At 71.3% G+C, this 20746-nt stretch carries 16 protein-coding genes; 7 read left to right on the top strand and 9 right to left on the bottom strand.

Annotation, left to right across the window (positions count from 1 at the left end):
• The first annotated feature begins 26 nt into the window (after positions 1-26).
• Positions 27-1142 (top strand): tryptophan--tRNA ligase, encoded by a 1116-nt coding sequence (gene trpS, locus GPA03_RS00370; RefSeq protein WP_156250030.1) that lies wholly within the window; start codon positions 27-29, stop codon positions 1140-1142.
• A 461-nt stretch (positions 1143-1603) separates the two neighbouring features.
• Here trpS and GPA03_RS00360 read toward each other — a convergent pair whose 3' ends face one another.
• Complete coding sequence (locus GPA03_RS00360; protein WP_156250029.1) at positions 1604-2551, bottom strand: type IV toxin-antitoxin system AbiEi family antitoxin domain-containing protein; 948 nt, start codon at positions 2549-2551, stop codon at positions 1604-1606.
• A 264-nt stretch (positions 2552-2815) separates the two neighbouring features.
• Positions 2816-5410, bottom strand: coding sequence for an alpha-glucan family phosphorylase (gene glgP, locus GPA03_RS00355; RefSeq protein WP_156250028.1), 2595 nt, complete (start codon positions 5408-5410; stop codon positions 2816-2818).
• A gap of 109 nt (positions 5411-5519) precedes the next feature.
• On the opposite strand from glgP, the gene GPA03_RS00350 reads away from it, so the two are divergent.
• Positions 5520-7541: a maltotransferase domain-containing protein gene (locus tag GPA03_RS00350; RefSeq protein WP_156250027.1), complete on the top strand. Its 2022-nt coding sequence runs from the start codon at positions 5520-5522 to the stop codon at positions 7539-7541.
• 25 nt (positions 7542-7566) lie between these two features.
• Here GPA03_RS00350 and GPA03_RS00345 read toward each other — a convergent pair whose 3' ends face one another.
• Positions 7567-8364 carry a MerR family transcriptional regulator gene (locus tag GPA03_RS00345; RefSeq protein ID WP_156250026.1) on the bottom strand — a complete coding sequence of 266 codons (798 nt, stop codon included), beginning with the start codon at positions 8362-8364 and terminating at the stop codon, positions 7567-7569.
• A 77-nt stretch (positions 8365-8441) separates the two neighbouring features.
• Here GPA03_RS00345 and GPA03_RS00340 point away from each other — a divergent pair, with 77 nt between their 5' ends.
• Positions 8442-8795 carry a nuclear transport factor 2 family protein gene (locus GPA03_RS00340; protein ID WP_156250025.1) on the top strand — a complete coding sequence of 118 codons (354 nt, stop codon included), beginning with the start codon at positions 8442-8444 and terminating at the stop codon, positions 8793-8795.
• Positions 8796-8897: 102 nt separating this feature from the next.
• Positions 8898-11126 (top strand): 1,4-alpha-glucan branching protein GlgB, encoded by a 2229-nt coding sequence (gene glgB / locus GPA03_RS00335; protein ID WP_170296864.1) that lies wholly within the window; start codon positions 8898-8900, stop codon positions 11124-11126.
• 72 nt (positions 11127-11198) lie between these two features.
• Here the strand turns inward: glgB and GPA03_RS00330 are convergent, their stop codons facing one another.
• Genes GPA03_RS00330 through GPA03_RS00320 form a run of 3 tightly spaced genes read right to left on the bottom strand, consistent with a single transcriptional unit; the run spans position 11199 to position 14638 of the window.
• Positions 11199-12128, bottom strand: a complete 930-nt coding sequence (locus GPA03_RS00330) for a tetratricopeptide repeat protein (RefSeq protein WP_156250024.1) — start codon at positions 12126-12128, stop codon at positions 11199-11201.
• A gap of 18 nt (positions 12129-12146) precedes the next feature.
• Positions 12147-13166: a DUF8094 domain-containing protein gene (locus GPA03_RS00325; protein ID WP_156250023.1), complete on the bottom strand. Its 1020-nt coding sequence runs from the start codon at positions 13164-13166 to the stop codon at positions 12147-12149.
• On the bottom strand, positions 13163-14638 hold the full coding sequence (locus GPA03_RS00320; protein ID WP_156250022.1) for a hypothetical protein: 1476 nt from the start codon (positions 14636-14638) through the stop codon (positions 13163-13165). Before GPA03_RS00320 ends, GPA03_RS00325 begins: the two co-directional genes overlap by 4 nt.
• A gap of 185 nt (positions 14639-14823) precedes the next feature.
• Between GPA03_RS00320 and GPA03_RS00315 the strand changes: the two genes are divergently transcribed.
• Together GPA03_RS00315 and GPA03_RS00310 are read left to right on the top strand one after the other, a co-directional pair.
• On the top strand, positions 14824-16218 hold the full coding sequence (locus tag GPA03_RS00315) for a coiled-coil domain-containing protein (protein WP_156250021.1): 1395 nt from the start codon (positions 14824-14826) through the stop codon (positions 16216-16218).
• Positions 16219-16228: 10 nt separating this feature from the next.
• A complete protein-coding gene (locus tag GPA03_RS00310) occupies positions 16229-16648 on the top strand; it encodes a hypothetical protein (protein ID WP_156250020.1) in 420 nt (139 codons plus the stop codon).
• Positions 16649-16652: 4 nt separating this feature from the next.
• On the opposite strand, the gene GPA03_RS00305 is transcribed toward GPA03_RS00310, so the two are convergent.
• Positions 16653-17426 (bottom strand): alpha/beta fold hydrolase, encoded by a 774-nt coding sequence (locus GPA03_RS00305; RefSeq protein WP_156250019.1) that lies wholly within the window; start codon positions 17424-17426, stop codon positions 16653-16655.
• An 85-nt stretch (positions 17427-17511) separates the two neighbouring features.
• On the opposite strand from GPA03_RS00305, the gene GPA03_RS00300 reads away from it, so the two are divergent.
• Positions 17512-18987, top strand: a complete 1476-nt coding sequence (locus GPA03_RS00300; protein ID WP_156250018.1) for a glutamate-cysteine ligase family protein — start codon at positions 17512-17514, stop codon at positions 18985-18987.
• Positions 18988-19021: 34 nt separating this feature from the next.
• Here the strand turns inward: GPA03_RS00300 and GPA03_RS00295 are convergent, their stop codons facing one another.
• Both GPA03_RS00295 and GPA03_RS00290 read right to left on the bottom strand, forming a co-directional pair.
• A complete protein-coding gene (locus GPA03_RS00295) occupies positions 19022-19303 on the bottom strand; it encodes a hypothetical protein (protein ID WP_156250017.1) in 282 nt (93 codons plus the stop codon).
• Positions 19300-20739 carry a GH1 family beta-glucosidase gene (locus GPA03_RS00290; RefSeq protein WP_421958388.1) on the bottom strand — a complete coding sequence of 480 codons (1440 nt, stop codon included), beginning with the start codon at positions 20737-20739 and terminating at the stop codon, positions 19300-19302. Before GPA03_RS00290 ends, GPA03_RS00295 begins: the two co-directional genes overlap by 4 nt.
• Positions 20740-20746: the final 7 nt, after the last annotated feature.

Genomic DNA, 20746 nt, shown 5'->3' with positions numbered 1-20746 from the left:
GCGGCAGGGATCAGTAATCTCGGGGGGTGAGCACCGACTTCCTCGACGACGACGCCCCCGACTTCGAGCCCAGCGAGATCTCTGATCGCTCGCTGATCTCAGCGCAGAACAGAAGCGCCGAGATCGAGGCACGGATCGCCGTCGACCCCTCGACCTTCAGGGTCCTGACCGGCGACCGGCCCACCGGCCGGCTCCACCTCGGTCACTACCTCGCGACCTTGCGGAACCGGGTGCGGCTGCAGGGGCTGGGCGTCGAGACGATGATCCTGGTCGCCGACTACCAGGTGATCACCGACCGCGACGAGATCGGCTCGATCGCCGACCGCGTGCGCGACGTCGTCACCGACTACCTCGCGATCGGCATCGACCCCACCCGTTCCACGATCTTCGCCCATTCCGCCGTGCCCGCGCTGAACCAGCTGATGCTGCCGTTCCTCAGCCTGGTCACCGACTCGGAGCTGCGGCGCAACCCCACGGTCAAGGCCGAGCACGAGGCCACCGGCGGGCGTCCGATGAGCGGGCTGCTGCTCACCTACCCGGTGCACCAGGCCGCCGACATCCTGTTCTGCAAGGCGAACCTGGTGCCGGTCGGCAAGGACCAGCTGCCGCACCTCGAGCAGACCCGCGTGGTCGCGCGGCGGTTCAACGAGCGGTACGCAGGTGGGGCGCAGATCTTCCCCTCCCCCGACGCGCTGCTCTCGGAGTCGGTCAACGTGCTCGGCGTCGACGGCACCAAGATGAGCAAGTCCAAGCGGAACACGATCGACCTCGCGATGACCGAGGACGAGACCGCCAAGCAGCTCAAGCGCGCCGTCACGGACTCGGACCGCAACATCACCTACGACCCCGAGAACCGGCCCGAGGTCGCGAGCCTGCTGCTGATCGCGAGCACGCTGTCCGGCCGCGACCCGGTCGAGATCGCCGCCGAGATCGGCGACGGCGGCGGCGGCGGCCTGAAGAAGCTCGTCACCGAGGTGGTCAACGAGCACCTTCGCCCGATCCGTGAGCGTCGTCGTGAGCTCGAGGCCGACCCCGGCTGTGTCGCGAGGATCCTCGCCGAGGGCAACACCCGCGCGAACGAGATCGCCGACGCCACCCTCGCCGAGGTCCGCGAGGCGATGGGGATGGTCTACACCGCCTGATCAGTCCGGGCCGATGGTCCCCGGCCACCGTCTCGTCACCGCTGAGCACGAACGCGTCCAGATGGGCGGCCGCCATCACCGAGCAGTCGATCGGCACCGGCGGATCGCACCGCGCATCCTCGTGGAGGACGTGCCTGACCGTGCGCGCCACGGACAGGGTGCTTCGGCATGGTGTAGACGTCGCGTGCTCCTCGGTGAGCCCGATCGCCGATGACCGGATCGCAGCCAGCTGCCGGTCGAGGTAGTTGGCGATACCGGTGATCGTGATCGGCGGGGAGATACGTGCGGGGCTCCTGGTTGGTCCCTCCAGCTCGACAAGCACGCATTCCCATCAGCCGAACAGGGGCTTCTGCCCGCTTGCGCACCTCTTTCCGGGCAGAACTTCCTGTTCGGCGTACCGGAGCGGGCAGAACCACCTGCTCGCTGCCGGTGCCGAGCCGTGAGCCGCCGAGCCGTGGGTGTCAGGCGGCCAGGGCCCGGCGGACATCACGCAGGATGACGCCCGTGCCGAGGTCCTCGCCGATGTAGCGGAGCAGCGTGGTGGCCGTCGATCGCGAGGCGATTCCGTTCTGACGGCGACGGTCCTTCGACACCGCGGCGGCTGTGCCGTGCACGTCGAGCCCATCCATCTCCACGAGGACCCAGCCGCCGTTGCATCGGCGCCAGCCGAGGTCGCCGCGGCCCAGAAAGTCCTCATCGTCGAACTGCTCGACCTGCAGATCGTCCGGCGGGAGTCCGTCGTCGCGGCACTCGAGCCGCGCCCGGGTCTCGATCGGTGATTCCGCTCGCCCGTCGATCAGGGGCCAGACCGCATGCAGGCGCGCCGCACCTCGGCGGCCCCTGACCTGCTGCCGGACGGTCTCGAGCTCCTCCTCTGTGAGCTTGTCCCGGTTGAGAGCGTTGTCGACGAGCACCACGGCAAGGTCCCTCCCCACCTCGGGAAGCGCCTGCACGAGAGCGCTCGCGACCGTGGGTACCAGCCGCTCACCGACGAGCGTGGTCTCGAACGGGCCACCGAACTGCCTCACCCGTACGGCACTGTTGCCGCCTGCGTGGCGCCCGTTGCCGTAGACCAGCTCGCACCCGAGGTTCGCCGGAAGGCCCCAGATGTCGTGGACCGCGAGTGCCGTCAAGCCCGCCGGCATCGCATCATCGGGGCCTGACAGCAAGCTCCCCCAGACCTGCCTCCGGTGCGACAGCGCCCACCGCTCGCTCGTGGTGCGTGGCCGGGCCACGACGCCGGGGACTGCGTACACGCCGCGCGCCGGTCTGTGCCAACCGCCCCGACGCAGCAGCCGAGTCCTGGTGCTGCTCCCGATACCGGCAGCGTCGCACTGCGTGGTCGAGACCAACCCGGCCTGCACACGTGCGAGGTCGAGCAGGGCCGGCGGAACGACGATCGAGCGCATCACCCCAGCAGAGCGCAGCCGGCCTCCGGCGTGCCCGGCAGTCGGAGGGGTGCTGTGGATATCGGTGCATCAGCGAGCACCTGGGGACAGTCGCACCGGGACCCCTTCTGCCCTCACGTCTGCGCCGAGCAGGCCTTCAGCCCTCACGTCTGCGCCGAGCAGGTGGTTCTGCCCGGAAAGTGCCGTCATACCGGGCAGAACCCCCTGCTCGACCGATCGAGGCGACCAGAACCACCTGTTCGGCGGCGTGGGGCGAGCCCATGGCTACGCGCTGGCGACCAGGCCGAGCTCGGTGGCGGCCGCGAGGCCGGCATGCTGGGGCACGATGCGGACCGAGTAGCCGAAGGGCCCGGCCTGCGCCAGCGTGAACGACCGGCTGAACTGGTAGCGCCCGCTCTCGTAGCCCTCGGCGAGGTCGAGCGACGCGGTGGCGAAGTCGGTGATCTCGTCGTTGTCGGCGACCAGCCCGTAGTTCATCTGCACCTCGACGTCGGACGGCGTCAGGTCCCCGAGGGAGACGAAGGCCCTGACCGTCACGTGGTCGCCCACCTTGACCGCATCGTGAAGGCCCTCGGACTCGACGTGGTCCACACGCACTGAGGGCCAGGCGGCCCGCACCCGCTGCTTCCACGAGGCGAGCTCGACCGCGCCCAGGTGCCCGTCGCCGTCGACCGCGCGAGCGGCGATCGCCGTGGGCGTGTAGAGCTGCTGCACGTAGTCGCGGACCATCCGGGTGGCCTGCACCTTCGGGCCGAGGGTTGCCAGGGTGTGGCGCACCTGCTCGAGCCAGTGAGTGGGCAACCCGTCCTCGTCCCGGTCGTAGAACCGCGGGACCACCGTGGTCTCGATGAGGTCGTACAGCGCCGCGGCCTCGAGGTCGTCGCGGCGGTCCGGATCCTCGACGCCGTCGGCGGTGGGGATGGCCCAGCCGTTCTGGCCGTCGTACATCTCGTCCCACCAACCGTCGAGGATCGACAGGTTGAGCGAGCCGTTCAGCGCGGCCTTCATGCCGGACGTGCCGCACGCCTCGAGCGGACGCAGCGGGTTGTTCAGCCAGACGTCGGTGCCGGGGTAGAGCGTCTGCGCCATCTCGATGTCGTAGTTCGGCAGAAACACGATCCGGGTGCGCACCTCCGGGTCGTCGGCGAACTGGACCAGCTTCTGGATCAACCGGATCCCCTGCTCGTCCGCCGGGTGCGACTTGCCCGCCACCACGATCTGGATCGGGCGCTCGGGGTCAGTCAGCAGCTTCTTGAGCCGGTCCTGGTCGCGCAGCATCAGGGTGAGCCGCTTGTAGGTGGGGACGCGGCGCGCGAACCCGATCGTCAGGACCTCGGGGTCGAGCACGTCCTCCACCCAACCCAGCTCGGCCGGGGAAGCGCCGCGTCGCAGCCACGAGGCCCGGACCCGCTTGCGCGCATCCTCCACAAGCCGTGCGCGCATCATGCCGCGTAGCTGCCACAGCGTCTCGTTGTCGATGCCGCCCTCGGTCTTGAGCCAGCCGCGGCCGTCGGCGATCTCCTCGGCCCTGAAGTGCTCGGCCTGTGCCTCCGCGAACATCGGGTCGACCCACGTGGGCGAGTGCACACCGTTCGTCACCGAGCTGATCGGCACCTCGCTGACATCGAAGCCCGGCCAGAGCTGAGCGAACATGCCGCGCGAGACCTTGCCGTGCAGCTTGGCCACGCCGTTGGCGTGCTTCGCCATCCGCAAGCCCATGACCGCCATGTTGAAGATGCCCTCGCCACCGCCCGGGTAGTCCTCGGCACCGAGCGCGAGCACCCGCTCCACCGGGATGCCCGGCAGCTCGGACGCACCGCCGAAGTACTGGGCCACCAGGCCGGCGTCGAAACGGTCGATCCCCGCGGGGACGGGCGTGTGGGTCGTGAACACGGTGGCCGAGCGCACGGCCTCGAGGGCGGCGTCGAGCTCCAGACCCTCGGCCTCGACCAGCTCGCGCATCCGCTCGACACCGAGGAAGCCCGCATGGCCCTCGTTGCAGTGGTAGACCTCGGGCGCCGGGCCGCCGGTGAGCCGGGCGTGCAGGCGCAGCGCCCGCACGCCGCCCATGCCGAGCAGCAGCTCCTGCTGCAGCCGGTGCTCGCTCGTGCCGCCATAGAGGCGGTCGGTCACCCGCCGCATCCCGTCCTCGTTCTCCGGGACGTTCGAGTCGAGCAGCAGCAGCGCCACCCGCCCGACGTCAGCGCGCCACACCTGCGCGTGCAGCTGCGCTCCCCCGGCCAGCGCGAGCGTGACCCGAGCGGGCGTGCCATCGGCTTCCCGCAGCAGCGTCAGCGGCAAGTTGTCGGGGTCGAGCAACGGGTAGGTCTCGGCCTGCCAGCCATCCCGGGTCAGGGACTGCCGGAAGTAGCCCGCCCCGTAGAGGAGCCCGACGCCGATGATCGGCGCACCGAGGTCCGAGGCGCTCTTGAGGTGGTCGCCCGCGAGGATGCCGAGACCGCCGGAGTACTGCGGCAGCGCGGCCGTGATGCCGAACTCGGCCGAGAAGTACGCGATCGCGCGCGGCAGCTCGGGCTCGCCGGCCTCGGCGCGTCGCTGCGCCTCCTGCTGGTACCAGCGAGGTTCGCTCAGATAGGTCGCCAGGTCGGCGGCGAGGCCCTGCACGCGAGCCACGAAGTCGCCGTCGGCAGCGAGCTCGGCGAGCCGCTCGGGCGTCAGCGCGCCGAGGAGCGTGACCGGGTCGCCGTGGACGTGCTCCCACAGCTCGGGGTCGATCTGCGCGAACAGCTCGGAGGTGGGCGTGTGCCAGGACCAGCGCAGGTTGACGGCGAGGTCGTCGAGGGCGCTCAGCACCTCGGGCAGCACGGTGCGAACAGTGAATCGGCGGATGGCTCTCACGGCGGCGAGTGTAGCCACGGCAAAGGTCGGCAACGTGACCGCGGCCTCCGCTCGCCGGTCCTGGCCCGGAGCGGCCTCGCAGGCCAGCCGTTCTCGGTAGGTTCGTGGCGTGAGCAACGACACCCCACAGCCCACCCCGTACGCGCCGATCGGGCGGATCCCCGTGGTCGAGGTCGGCCCGGTCGCCGAGGGCGGCCGCTGGCCCACGAAGGCGGTCGTCGGCGAGGTGGTGCCGGTCCGCGCCACCGTTTTCCGAGAGGGGCACGACGCCGTCGCCGCCACCGCCGTGCTCGTCGCCCCTGACGGCACCGACCACACACGTGTCCGGATGCGGGACATCAGACCCGGCCTGGACACCTTCTTCGCGCAGGTCGTCCCGGACGCGGAGGGACTGTGGGGGTTCCGGGTCGAGGGCTGGTCAGACCCGTACGGCACCTGGGAGCACGACGCGAGCATCAAGATCCACGCGGACGTCGACGTCGAGCTCATGCTCGCCGAGGGCGCCCTGGTCCTCGAGCGGGCAGCGGCGCAGGACAGCCTCTCGGGTGCGCAGCGCACCGTTCTGCTCGATGCCGTCACCGCGCTGCGTGACTCCTCCCGCCCGCCGGGCGCCCGGCTGGCCGCCGGCACCTCGCCCGAGGTCAAGGCGGTGCTCGAGGCCACCCCGCTGCGCGACGCGGTGTCCGCGAGCGCGACCTATCCGCTGCGCGTGCACCGCCGGCTCGCGCTGTTCGGCTCCTGGTACGAGTTCTTCCCGCGCTCCGAGGGTGCCGTCAAGGACCCGACCACCGGTGCCTGGACCTCGGGGAACCTGCGCACGGCCGCGAAGCGCCTGCCAGGCATCGCCGCGATGGGGTTCGACATCGCGTACCTGACACCGATCCACCCCATCGGCACCACCAACCGCAAGGGCCGCAACAACACGCTCACCGCCCTGCCCGGCGATCCCGGTTCCCCGTACGGGATCGGTGCGGCGGAGGGCGGCCACGACGCGATCCATCCCGATCTGGGCACCGTGGCGGACCTCGACGCGTTCGTGGCCGAGGCCAGGCGGCAGGGTCTCGAGGTCGCGCTCGACATCGCGCTGCAGGCCTCCCCCGATCACCCGTGGGTGACCGAGCACCCCGAGTGGTTCACCACCCGCGCCGACGGCACGATCGCCTACGCCGAGAACCCGCCGAAGAAGTACCAGGACATCTACCCGCTGAACTTCGACAACGATCCCGAGGGCATCTACGTCGCCATCCGTGACATGCTCGAGCACTGGGTCGAGCACGGCATCACCGCGTTCCGTGTCGACAACCCGCACACCAAGCCGCTGCCGTTCTGGGAGCGGCTGCTGCGCGAGTTCGACGAGGCGCACCCCGAGGTCATCTTCCTCTCGGAGGCGTTCACGAAGCCGGCCATGATGCGCACGCTGGCGACGATCGGGTTCCACCAGTCGTACACCTACTACGCCTGGCGCAACACGGCGACCGAGCTGGGCGAGTACCTCACCGAGATCTCGGGCGATCTCGGATCGGTGATGCGGCCCAGCTTCTGGCCCACCACCCACGACATCCTCACGCCGTACATGCAGCAGGGCGGTGTCCCCGCCTTCGCGATCCGCGCGATCATCGCCGCGACGGCGGTGCCCACCTGGGGGATCTACGCCGGGTACGAGCTGGCCGAGTCGGTCGCACGCCCGGGAGCCGAGGAGCAGATCGACAACGAGAAGTACGAGTTCAAGCCCCGGGACTGGGACGAAGCAGCCCAGCGCAACGGCCTCACCGGCCTGCTGACGCGGCTGAACGAGATCCGGCGGGAGCACCCGGCGCTGCAGCAGCTCCGCAACGTCACCGTGCACGGCACGACCGACGACGCGATCCTGTGCTTCTCGAAGCGCCTCGCGCCCGAGCACGCTCCCGACGGCGTGGGCGAGACGCTGATCGTGTGCGTCACCACCGACCCGTACGCCACGCGGCAGGGACACCTTCAGCTGGACATGTCCGCCCTCGGGCTGTCGGCGGGCGAGGAGTTCGTGGCGCACGACGTGCTCTCCGGGCAGACGTTCGCCTGGGGTGCCAGCCCCTACGTGCGACTGGACCCTCACGGCAGCGCCGCTCACATCGTCGTGGTCGGGCGGCACTGATCTCCGCTCCCTGGCAGCGGTCGGCTCAGCGCGCAGCCACCTGGAAGACGGGCCAGCCGATCTCGGTGCGCCAGGACGCCGGGTCGCTCGCGTCACGGGGGCCCACGAGATAGGTCTCGCGCACGGGACCGGCGACCGCGAGCAGGTTCGACACGACCCAGGCACCGAGCCTGCCGTAGGTGACATCGATGTCGTCGTGCTCGCCGACATGTGTGGTGACGGCCAGCTCCACGGGCGGCAGGGTCGCAGGATGGACGCGACCGACCTCGGGCGGCTCGGGCACCGGCAGGAACACCAGCACGTGCCCGCGGCCGTCCTCGAAGAGGGCGTTGTCGTACAGACCTCCCGCACTGCCGGCGCGGGCGGGCACAGCGGCCTCGAGCTCCGCCATGGCGCCGGCGTACCAGGGAAGAACGTCCGCCAGCGCCACCGTGGCCTCGATCGCAGCCACGGTGAGCGCCGGCACCGAGCGCACGTCGACCTGGAGCTCTGCCTGCGCGGGCTCGAGGAGCCGGTGGAGGGCAGCGACCGCGTGACGTGTGCGGTCGAGCTGCGACTCCAGCCGGCGCAGGTGCTCCGAGACCAGGGTGGCGCGCGCGGCGGGGTCGGCTGAGCGCACGATCTGCAGGACATCGGCGGCGGGGATCTCGAGCTCGCGCAGCCGCTGGATCACCTGTGCCGCAGGGATCTGCTCCACCGAGTAGTACCGGTAGCCGCTCGAACGGTCGACCTCGGCAGGTTCGAGCAGGCCGGAGTCGTGGAAGCGCCGGAGGGTGCGCACGCTCAGATGCGTGAGCCGGGAGAACTCACCGATGGACAGCACGTGACCACCCTGGACCCTCCCCCTGGGGAGAGTCCAGCGCTTGACCCTCTCAGTGGGGGAAGCCGCACGCTTGCTCCATGAGCACATCAGCACCGGTCGGCGCGACCGGCCTCCCTCGAACCATCCTGAGCTACCTCACCGCTCACACCGACCGGGACGTCGAGCTTGCCCTGTCCTCCTTCGCCCCGGACGCCGTGGTGGTCGACGACGGCCGTACCTACCGCGGGCTCGACGAGGTCCGTGGCTTCCTGCGAAACGGCGCAGCCGAGTTCCGCTACACCTCCGAGCTGGTCGGGGCCCAGCGCGTCGACGAGACGCACTGGGTGCTCGTCAACCACCTCGAGGGCGACTTCCCGGGCGGTGTCGTCGACCTGACCTACCGTTTCACGATCGACGGCGACCGCATCGCCGAGCTGAGCATCGCCGGCTGAGCCCCTTCTTGCTCTCGGCCCCGGCCGGGATGCCATCCCGGCTGCGGGACAGCCGGCTCCCGACCCCCGTAGGCTGGTCGGGACTCGAAGAAGGAGGACGTCGTGACGAACACGCCCACCAGTCCCGAAGGCGAACGGCCTGCAGCCGCGACGTCGGCACCAGTCGCTGCGCCCCTGCCCCTGCCGGCGCACGTGCTCGCGGCTGTCGGGCACGGGCACCACTTCGCCCCCCACGACGTGCTGGGGCCGCATCTGCACGACGGCGTCGTCACGATCCGCGCGGTCCGGCACGGAGCCGACTCGGTCGCTGTCCTCACCGGCGGCGCGAGAATCCCGGCGCGGCACGAGCAGGACGGCGTCTGGGTCGCCGTCGTCGAGGCAGACGAGGTCCCGGAGTACCGGCTCGAGGTCAGCTACGGCGACCGCGTCGACGAGGTCGACGACGGCTACCGGTACCTGCCCACGCTCGGCGAGGTCGACCAGCACCTGATCCGCGAGGGCCGCCACGAGCAGCTCTGGACCGTGCTGGGTGCGCACGTGCGCCGCTACCCGACCGGCCTCGGCGAGGTGACCGGCACGTCGTTCGCGGTGTGGGCGCCGAACGCGCGCGCCGTGCGGGTGATCGGCGACTTCAACGGCTGGGACGGCCGCGGCACCTCGATGCGCTCGCTCGGTGACAGCGGCATCTGGGAGGTGTTCGTCCCGCACGTCGGCAAGGGGACGCGGTACAAGTTCGAGATCGTCACGCCGGACGGCGCCGCCCGCGCCAAGGCCGACCCGATGGCCCGTGCCGCGGAGGTACCTCCGGCGACGGCCTCGATCGTCACCGAGAGCGAGCACGTCTGGACCGACGAGGACTGGATGCAGCGGCGCACCGGTGCGGACTCCCACAGCGGACCGATGAGCATCTACGAGGTGCACCTCGGCTCGTGGCGGCAGGGACTCTCCTACCGCGAGCTGGCCACCGAGCTCACCGAGTACGTGAGCTGGATGGGCTTCACGCACGTGGAGCTGATGCCGGTGGCCGAGCACCCGTTCGGCGGCTCCTGGGGCTACCAGGTGAGCTCGTACTACGCCCCGACGGCGAGGTTCGGCTCCCCCGACGACTTCCGCCACCTCGTCAACACCCTGCACGAGGCCGGGATCGGCGTCATCCTCGACTGGGTGCCGGCGCACTTCCCGAAGGACGCCTGGGCTCTCGCGCGCTTCGACGGCACGCCGCTGTACGAGGACCCCGACCCGTTGCGCGGCGAGCACCGCGACTGGGGCACCCTCATCTTCAACTTCGGCCGCAACGAGGTGCGCAACTTCCTCGTCGCCAACGCCGTGTACTGGTTGAGCGAGTTCCACATCGACGGCCTGCGCGTGGACGCGGTCGCCTCGATGCTCTACCTCGACTACTCGCGCGATCCCGGCGAGTGGCGCCCGAACGTGCGCGGCGGCCGGGAGAACCTCGAGGCGATCCAGTTCCTGCAGGAGACCAACGCGACGGCGTACCGCAGCGCCCCGGGGATCGTCATGATCGCCGAGGAGTCCACCGCGTTCCCGGGCGTGACCGCCCCGACCTCGGGTGGCGGCCTCGGGTTCGGCCTGAAGTGGAACATGGGCTGGATGAACGACACCCTCCGCTATCTGGCCGAGGAGCCGATCAACCGGCGTTACCACCACGGTGAGCTGACGTTCTCGCTGGTCTACGCGTTCTCCGAGCAGTACGTGCTACCCCTGTCGCACGACGAGGTGGTGCACGGCAAGGGCTCGCTGCTGCGCAAGATGCCCGGTGACCGCTGGAAGCAGCTCGCTGGTGTCCGAGCGCTGTTCGCCTACCAGTGGACGCACCCGGGCAAGAACCTGATCTTCATGGGCGACGAGTTCGCGCAGGATGCCGAGTGGGCCGAGTCCCGCTCGCTCGAGTGGGGCCAGGGCGACACCCCGGAGCATGCGGGGGTGCGGCTGCTGGTCCGTGACCTCAACAAGATCTACACCGAGCAGCCGGCGCTCTGGGCCGACGACTTCAGCCACGCCGGGTTCCAGTGGCTCGAGGCAGGCGACGGCGACCACAACACGATCTCGTTCCTCCGCCTCGGCGAGGGTCAGGTCGTGGCCGTGGTCATCAACTTCGCCGGGACGGCGCACGAGGGCTACCGGGTGGCGCTCCCCCACGGCGGCGACTGGGTGGAGGTGCTCAGCACCGATGCCTCGGAGTACGGCGGCTCCGGCGTCACGAACGCCGGAAAGCTGACGGCTCAGCCGGTCCCGTGGGCCGGTCGCGCGCACTCGATCGAGCTTCGGGTGCCGCCGCTCGGCGCCGTGATCCTCACGCCCTCCCCCTGAGTGATTTCAACGCACTTTCGACACGGGTCACAGGTGCGTTGAAGTCGGATCCGTGTCGAAAGTGCGGTGAAATCAGTACAGGGCGATCGCGAGGTCGCGGCGTGCCTTGAGCACGGCCGGGTCGGCAGGGTCGGCGATGAGGAACAGGTCGACCAGCCGGGCACGAGCGGCGTTCTTGTCGTCGCCGGAGCTCGCGCGGACGGCGGCCAGCAGGCGCTCGTACGCAGCCGGAGCCTGGCCCGTGCTCACCTCGACATCGGCAGCGACGAGCTGCACCGCCACGTCGCCCGGTGCGGCGTCACGGGCAGCGGTGAGCGCGGCCACCGGGTCGACCGACTCCAGGCGGCCCATCAGCTGGACCTGCGCGAGCAGCGCCTTGGCCTCGTCGTCGCCAGGGTTCTGCTTGATCGCGAGCTCGAGCCCGGCGATCGCGTCCTCGAACGAACCGTTCTCGATCGCGTCGTAGGCCGCCTGCAGGTGGGGCGGGAGCGGCGGCTCCTCTGGCTCCTCGGCCGCCTCGGGCGCGTCGGCGACGCTGATCGTGCCGGTCACGCCGTTCTCGGCTGCCGCGCGCAGCAGCTCGTCGAGCACCGCCTGGATCTGCTCCGCGGGGTGCGCACCCTGGAACAGCGGCAGCGGCTGACCCTTGATGATCGCGAACGTGGTGGGCAGCGACTGTGCCCCGATCGCCTGGGCGATCTGCGGGTTGCTGTCGGCGTCGACACGCGCGAGCTGGAACTTGCCCGCGTAGGTCGCCGCGAGCTGCTGCAGCGTCGCTGAGAGCTGCGTGCTGGCAGCCGACCGCGCCGAGTACAGGTCCACGACCACCGGCACGGTCATCGAGGTGGTGACCGTCTCCTGGAAGGTCTCGGCGGTGACCTCGATCACCACCCCGTTCGGAGCGGTGGCGCCGCCACCTGCCCCCGCCTTGGGCGCGGGTTGCGACAACGCCGAGAGATCGACGGCGCCGCGCAGGTTGAGTCCGGAAGGAGGCTGGGTCATCGCTGTCCTCGTGTGGGGCTATTCGGTCGTGACGCTCTGGAGCACCCGTTCGGCCCCGAGGACCTGGATCTGGGTCTCGGGATCGGCGGGGACGTAGAACGCCACCATCAGATGGTAGGAGGCTGTGACGGACTCCTCGACCTCGATGCCCTCGGCCTCGCCCGCCAGCAGGGCGATCTGCCCGCCGACGGTCATCTCGGAGTCGTCGATGGTGCGCTCGTAGGTGTGCGTGGAGCCGATCGCGCCGAACACGATGGCACCGCCGTCAGCGGTCTGAAGGCTCACCGGGACGAAGTCCGGGTCGGCGGCGTACGCCTCGCTGTACTCGCCGGCATCCTCGACCGACTCCGCGATCGCGATCCTGTCGTCGCTGACCAGCGTCCGGAAGACGTCCTCCGTGAAGGTGGCCACCTGCTCGCTCTCGGTGTCGGCGAGCGCGCTCGCGTAGGCAGCGACGGTGTCGACCGGGCTGAGCCGCAGGCCCTCGGCGTCCGGCGCGACCTGGGGGCTTCCCTCGGCGATCACCGCCGTCGCCGGTGTCGTCACCTCTGGCAGCAGCCGCACCCACGAGAACAGTCGGTAGTCCGCGCGCGGCTCGTCCTGCTGCAGACCGATCAGCAGCGGGGTGTTCATGCCCTCGGCGATCTCGGTGAACACGAAGATCGTCTTCGGCCAGGTCTCGCTCTGGCTCACGGCCACGACCTGCGGCTCGGTGGTGAGCTGCTGCGGCGTGGTGGCCTCGTCCTCGCTGCCGGCGGTCGCCTGGGCGAGCGCGTACTCGGCGAGCCGGGTCTCCAGCGCGGGGCCGTTGAGCCGGGGCTCGAGCAGCGCGGCGTCCGCGGCCGCGTCACCCTCGGCGAGCACGGCGGCGACCGAGTCGAGGACGCGCTCGATCCGCGGCTCGTCGAGAGCGGGCTGCGGCCCTTCCACGGGTGGGTCGGCCTCGACCTCGGGCAGCGGGATCGCGCACCCGGCGAGGACAGCGGCGGCTGCCGCAGCCAGGGCACCCGCACGCAGCACCCGGTCCCGGCGCCTCATCGGTCACCCTCCTTCGGCTCGTCCGCGTTCTCGCCTGCGCCCAGCCCCCAGGTCTGGCGCCACGAGGCACCCCACTCCTGGGCGTCGGGCTCCTCGTGCTCGACGGCGGGGATCTCGTCGGTGTCGCCGCTCGCCTGCGGCTCGGGTGCGGGTTCCGCCTCGGGTGCGGGTGCGGGCTCGGTCGGAGCCGCCGCGGCAGGTTCGCCGTCGGGGGCCGTCACCGCAGCGCTCGCCTCGGACTCGTCGCGGGTCGATCGGCGACGCCACCACGGCCCTCGGTCGGGCTGCTGCTCGGTGGCCTCGACCGGGGGCTCCTCGTGCGTGTCGGCCTCGGTCGCGTCCTGCTGGACGTCGAGATCGGCCGGCGCGGTGCGCTCGCCCTCATGGAGCAGCGGGCTCGCCGCGCCGGTGCGGACCCACGCGTCGAGCTCCCCGGCGTCGTCGCCCTCCTCCGGCGTGGTCGGCGTCGGAGCGGAGGCACCGGCGGCCGTGACCGCCGGGATCGTCTCGGTCGCGTCGCTCGCGCCGTCCGCCGCGGGCGCGGCAGCGGCCGTGGTCCCGACCTCCTTCGCCGGGCGGCCGCCTCGCCGCCGCGCCTCCTCGGCGTGGCGGATCTCGCGGCGCGTGAGCGGTCGGTCGCCGTTCTCGGGGGTGGGAACGGCAGCGATCTCGCCGGACGCGGCGATCGCGGCAGCCTCGCGGCGACCGCGGCGCTTCTCGAGGTCGGCCAGGATCTGGAGGATCAGGAGGCCGAGGCCCAGCAGCAGCACAACGCTGCCCAGAATGATCCCGGGCCTGACGAACGGGGTCTCGACGGGGCGGTCCCAGGTCAGCTCGACCTGCGGCGCGGGCAGCGTGCCGTCGCTCGCTACGAGCATCACCCAGCGGCCCGGCACCGCCGTCCAGGAGTACTCGAGCTCGCCGGTGCCGGTCAGCTCCTCGACCCACAGGTCGGAGCCGCTCGGGTTCGGGACGGTGGCGTTCGGGTCGGCCTCGTCGCTCGGCGCCTCGGTGGGGCTGGCGCTCGCGGAGGGGTCGTCCGTGGCCGCGGAGCTCTCGGACGCCGAGGGCTCCTCGGTCGCCTCGCCGATCGCGGACGCCTCGTCGGTCGCGCTGGGATCCGTGGTGGCGCCGTCGTCACGTGAGTCGGCGTAGCTGAGCGTCTCCCAGTCCGCCAGACCGGTGATCTCCCAGTGGGCCGACTCGCCGATCCAGGCGCGGGCATCGTTCTCGCGCGCCATCGCGAGCACGATCGGGGTCTCAGCGGTGCTGCCGACCAGCCGTACGTCCACCTGGTTGTCGACGGCGTTCAGCACGCCGGGGGCGCTGATCACCACGGGGACGTCGGGGGCAGCCGGGAGCGTCAGCGTCACCCGGTCGTCGGGTCGCCAGATCGTGCCGGATGCGACCGCAGCGCCGATCGTGCCGAGTCCGAGCACGATGAGCACGATCGCGAAGATCCGTCTCACCACGAGCTGTCAGTTCCCTTGCGTCGTCCCTCTGGGGTCGTTCCAGCGCATCGCTGGCCGCCGACTAGGGTACGTGACCGTCCTGTGATCATGAGCACCTCGGACGAACCCGGACCGCCCGAGCGTGTGACCCCGGCTACTCTGGGTCCGCTTTCCCGTGGAGTTGCCGACAGGTGTAGGAGCAGGACGTGGCTGACGAGACCGCACAGTTTCCGGTCGTGATGCGCGGTTACGACCGTGCGCAGGTCGACCACAAGCTGCATGAGCTGGGCCGCCAGCTGGATGAGGCGCGCGCCACAGCCCAGGACTCCGAGGCCGCGCAGAAGCGGCTCGCCGCCGAGCTCGCCGAGGTCAAGGGCAAGCTCGCCGAGATGGAGTCCCCGAGCTACTCCGGGCTGGGCGTACGGGTCGAGCAGCTGCTGCGCTCGGCCGAGGAGCAGTCGGCCGATGTCGTCGCGGTCGCGAACAGCCAGGCCTCCGACGCCACGAAGGCAGCCCGCGAGGAGGCGGCAGCGCTCACCGAGTCGGCCGAGCGGGAGGCCGCGGAGATCCTGCGGCGGGCACGCGCGCAGGCCGAGGACATCGCCGCCGCCGCCAAGCGCGACGCCGAGGGGCACCTGAGCGACGCGCGCACACGCGCCGTGGAGTTCGTCGGCTCGGCCGAGCGGGAAGCAGCGCGCATCCACAGCGCCGAGTCGGCTGCACGGGCCGAGAAGATCGCGGGCCTCGAGCGTCTCCTCGGCGGGCTTCGTGCCACGACCGAGCGCGAGATCACCGAGCGGCGCGTGAGCGCCGAGCGCGAGGCCGGCACGCTCCTCAGCGAGGCCCGGGCCCAGGCGGAGGAGATCCTCGGCTCGGCCCGCACGACCGCGACCGAGCTGGTGCGCAACGCCACCGTCGAGGCCGACCGGGTCAAGGCCGCCGCCGCGCGCCTCAAGGAGGACACCGAGATCGAGCTCGCCAGGGCTCGGGAGGACGCCGAGCGCGAGGCGGCCGAGCGTCACGAGCAGGCGAAGGTCGAGATCGAGACCGTGCTCAGCGAGGCGGCCAAGCACTCCCAGGACGCCGAGGGCCGGCTCGCGACCGCGCTGTCGGCGGCCGAGCGGGTGCGCGCCGAGGCCGAGCGGGAGGCCGACGGCCTCCTCGAGGAAGCTCGCACGAAGGCCACCGCGCTCATCGACGAAGGTCGTACCCGCGCCGAGAAGGAGCGCGCCGAGACCACGGCGCAGATCGAGTCCGACCGCGCGACCGCGCAGAATCAGCTCGACGACCTGCATCGTCAGCGCGAGGGCATCACCGCCTACCTCGACGAGCTGCGCACGATGCTCGGATCGATGTCGGGCGCGGCCAGCGCCGCGCTCGGGCTCAGCACGCCGGGATCCGCGGCGACGCCTGAGGCTCCCGCCGAGGCCTCGGCGGCGACCTCACCCGCGTCGCCCGAGTCGCCGCCCACCCCCGAGGACACCGAGGACACCGAGGACGGCGACGCCGGCGCGGAAGCGGCGGCTCCCGCCGTCGAGAGCGCTGCGGAGGCGGACACCGAGACGGACACGGCGGTTCTCCCGCCGGTCCGCAAGGAGTGAGCAGGTCGTCGTGACCGACGGCACCGACTGGGCGAACCAGCGCACCGAGGCGGCGCGCGAGCAGGAGCGACGTCTGCACGCGCGCAAGGAGACCGAGCACGCCAAGGCGCGCAAGATCCTCGAGGAGTTCGTCGAGGTCGCGCGGGAGACGCTGCCCACGCAGCAGCTGATGGTCAAGGGGTACGGCGGTCGCGGCAGCGCACGCAGCGATGTCGAGGGCTGGTACCTGCGGCTGGACAGGACGATCGGGATCGGCATCGACGGCTCGTTCTACGTGCTCACCGCGCCGCTCGGCGTGCTGGATCGGCTGCGCGGCGTCACGCTCACGCCCACCCCGCCACCGCTGGTGATCGGCGCCGGCGGCAAGGACGGCGACTCGATCGAGCTCGTGGCAGCGCTCGATCGGCTGCTGCCCGGCTGGCGCAGCTGAGCGGTCAGGCCACCGCGCGGCGGTAGAGATCGTCGAGCGCGTTCGCGACCGCTCCCGGCTGCTCGAGCGCTGCGAGGTGCCCTGACTGCGGCACCTCGAGCACCTCGACGCCGAGCGCCGCCGCCATCGACTCGGCGTCGGCGGCGCCCATCAGCGAGTCCTCCGCGCCGCGCAGCACGAGCGCGGGAAGCTCCTCGGGCAGCGCCTGCAGGGCCGCGTGCCGGTCGGGCCGGGCAGCCATCGAACGCTGCGCCCACACCAGTCCCTCCGGCGGCGCCTCCTGGAGCCGGTCCCTGACCGCCTCGACGACGGCGGGACTGCTCGCGCGGGTGCTCTCGCCGAGGAGGCCCTCCAGCATGGCGAGCGCAACCCCGGTCTCGCCGCGCTCGACCGCGTCGACCATCTCGAGACGCTTCTCGCGTGCCGGCTCCGGATCGATCCCGGCCTTGGTGCTGAGCAGCCCGATCCCTGCGAGCAGACCGGGCGCCGCCTCGGCGATCGCCATCGCGACGTAGCCACCCATTGACAGCCCGGCCACCACGGCCTCGTCCACACCGAGCTCGCGGATCGCGGCGACGACGTCGAGCGCGAGGCGCTCGAGCCCGGGCTCCTGCGCGGTGCCCTCCCCGAATCCGGGCGCATCGACGAGAACGATGGGGACGTCGTCGGGGAGCAGGTCGATGACCGGGGACCACATCCGTGAGTCGAGCGGGAAGGCGTGCAGCAGCACGAGCGGGGTGGAGGTCAGCGGTTCGGGTGCGTGAACGGCGATGCCCATCGGTCCTCCGGTCGGGTGCGACCCCTCAAGACTAGGCACAACGCAACCCTGCCCGGCAAGTGCGGCGACATGCTTTGCTGTGCCGATGGGCGATGAGATCGCTGGGACGACCTTCACGCGCGCCGAGCGCACGAGGTACCGCGAGAAGGTGCGGCGCTGCCTCGACGTGTTCGAGCGGATGCTGGCGGAGGACCATTTCGAGACCACGGCCGGCGTGACCGGCATGGAGATCGAGCTGAACCTGATCTCCTCGACGTACCAGCCGGCGATGGCGAACGCGGCCGTGCTGGAGCGGATCGCGGACCCAGCGTTCCAGACCGAGCTCGGTCGCTACAACATCGAGCTCAACGCTCCTCCGACCACCCTCGCGGGTGACTCGCTGGCGAGCCTGGAGCAGTCGCTGCGGGAGTCGCTCAACCGCGCCGAGTCGCTGGCCGCGGGCGCCGGGTCGCAGATCGTCATGGTGGGGATCCTGCCGACGCTGGCGCGCGAGCACCTGACCGGCGACTGGATGAGCGAGAACCCCCGGTACGAGGCGCTCGAGGACGCTGTGCTGGGCGCCAGGCGCGAGGACATCGACCTCGACATCAGCGGGCTCGAGTCGCTGCGGATGACGGTCGACTCGATCGCGCCGGAGTCCGCGTGCACCTCGGTGCAGCTGCACCTGCAGGTCGCGCCCCAGGACTTCGCCGCGCACTGGAACGCCGCCCAGCTGCTCGCAGGTCCGCAGCTCGCGCTCGGCGCGAACTCGCCGTTCCTGTTCGGGCGCCGGCTGTGGGCGGAGACCCGCACCGAGCTGTTCATGCAGGCCACCGACACCCGTTCACCCGAGCTGCGCAACCAGGGGGTCCGGCCCACCGTGTGGTTCGGGGACCGCTGGATCACCTCGATCTTCGACCTGTTCGAGGAGAACGTCCGCTACTTCCCGGCGCTGCTGCCGCAGATCACCGACGAGGAGCCCGAGGAGGTGCTCGCTGCCGGCGGGGCGCCGAAGCTGCAGGAGCTACGGCTGCACAACGGCACGGTCTGGCGCTGGAACCGGCCCGTGTACGACACGGTCGGCGGGGTCCCGCACTGCCGGGTCGAGAACCGGGTGCTGCCGGCGGGCCCGACCGTCGTGGACACGGTGGCGAACGCCGCCTTCTATTACGGCTGCCTCGTCGCGATGGCCGGCGACGACCGCCCGGTGTGGAGCCGGATGTCGTTCGCGACCGCGAAGGCCAACTTCGACGCCGGAGCACGCCACGGCGTCGAGGCCTCCTTCTACTGGCCCGGCTACGGCGAGGTCGGCTGGGACGAGCTGATCCTGCGCGAGCTGCTGCCGCTGGCCCAGGAGGGGCTGGCGAGCCTCGGGGTGGCCGACGACGCCGCCTCCAAGTACCTGGAGATCGTCAAGGCCCGCTGCCAGCTCCGCCGCAACGGCGCCTGGTGGCAGACCGAGGCCGTCGCTCGCCTCGAGGCACGCGGATCCTCGCGCGCCGATGCCCTGACCGAGATGACGAGGCTCTACACCCAGGGAATGCACAGCAACGAGCCCGTGCACACCTGGCCTCTTCCCTGACCGGTGAGCTCGGCGAGCCGGCTCAGCTCAGCTCTCAGCGGCGCCAGCACTGCGTGTGCCAGTGGCGGCGCTCGGCGAGACCGGCCTCGGAGCCGAACAGATGATCCTCGTTCCAGGCGACCAGGTGCTGGGCTCGGGGTGCGATGTCACCTCCGCACCCGGGGCAGCGATAGCTCTTGTCGCTGCCGCTCACCGTTCGCACGGTCCAGCGCCGGCCCTGTCGATCGGTCTCGGTTCGGGCGCGACCGCGCGTGAACGCCTCGACGTCGAGCGGCACGTGCTCGGCGTTGTAGGGGCGCTTGCGGCCGCGCCTCACGGCACCGCGGGCACCGGGGTGACCGCGCCGACGTCCGGCAGCTGGCCGGAGGCGATCAGACGGGCGTACCAGCGGCCGGAGTCCTTGATCGTGCGCTCCTGGGTGTCGTAGTCGACTCGCACGACACCGAACCGCCGGTCGTACCCGTAGCCCCACTCGAAGTTGTCGAGGAGCGACCACACGAAGTACCCGCGCACGTCCGCACCGTCCTCGCGGGCGCGTCCGACGGCGTCGATGTGGTCGTGCAGGTACTGCGTGCGGTCGCGGTCGTGGACCGCACCGTCCTCGCTGACGACGTCGTGGAACGCAGCGCCGTTCTCGGTGATCATCATGGGCACACCGGGGTGCTCGCGGTGCAGCCGCATCAGCAGGTCGTGCATGCCGCTGGGGTCGATGTTCCAGCCCATCGCGGTGTAGGGGCCGGGCTGCTGCACGAACTCGACCTGGCCCTCGGTGCCGACCCACGGGGTCGCGGCGCTGTTCCCGTGACCGTCGGCCTGATCGGGCTCGCCCTCACCGTCGAAGGCGCGCACCCGGGTGGTCGAGTAGTAGTTGACGCCCAGCACGTCGAGCCGCTGCGCGATCAGCTCGGTGTCGCCGTCCTGCACGAAGGCGAAGTCGCTCACGTGCGCGGCGTCGTCGATCACGTCCTGCGGGTAGCCGTGGCCGAGCAGCGGGCCGAGGAACACCCGGTTGGCCAGCCCGTCGATGCGACGCACCGCGTCCTGGTCGGCGGCGCTGCTGGGGTCGTCGGGGCGGATCACGTGCAGGTTGAGCGTGATCGAGAGCTGCGTGCCCTCACCGAGCTCCTCGCGGATCGCGATCGCCGCGAGACCGTGCGCCAGGTTGAGGTGGTGCACGGCCGCGAGCGCGGCGGCCGGCTCGGTGCGGCCCGGTGCGTGCACGCCCGAGGCGTAGCCCAGGTACGCCGAGCACCACGGCTCGTTCAGTGTCGTCCACACGGTGATCGCGTCACCGAGCTCGCGAGCCATGAGGCGTGCGTACTCGGCGAAGGCGTAGGCGGTCTCGCGGTTGGCCCACCCGCCCTCGTCCTCCAGCTCCTGCGGCAGGTCCCAGTGGTAGAGGGTCACCACAGGGCGGATGCCGGCCGCCACCAGCGCCTCGACCAGGCCGCGGTAGAACGCGACGCCCTCGGGGTTGAGCGGCCCGCGACCGCCAGGCTGCACACGCGACCAGGAGATCGAGAACCGGTAGGCCTGCAGGCCGAGCTCCTTCATGATCTCGAGGTCGGTGGGCCAGCGGTGGTAGTGGTCGGCCGCGACGTCGCCGGTGTCGCCGTTGAGCGTGCGCCCCGGTGTGTGGGAGTAGGTGTCCCAGATCGACGGCGTGCGGCCGCCCTCGGTCGCGGCCCCCTCGATCTGGTAGGCCGCCGTGGCCGAACCCCACAGGAAGTCGCTCGGGAAGCTCGTCATCATGTTCCGA

Source organism: Pseudactinotalea terrae (genome assembly GCF_009733845.1).
GTDB lineage: Bacteria > Actinomycetota > Actinomycetes > Actinomycetales > Beutenbergiaceae > Pseudactinotalea > Pseudactinotalea terrae.
The sequence above is the reverse complement of the archived record's forward strand: the minus strand, read 5'-3'. Positions and strand labels throughout refer to the sequence as shown.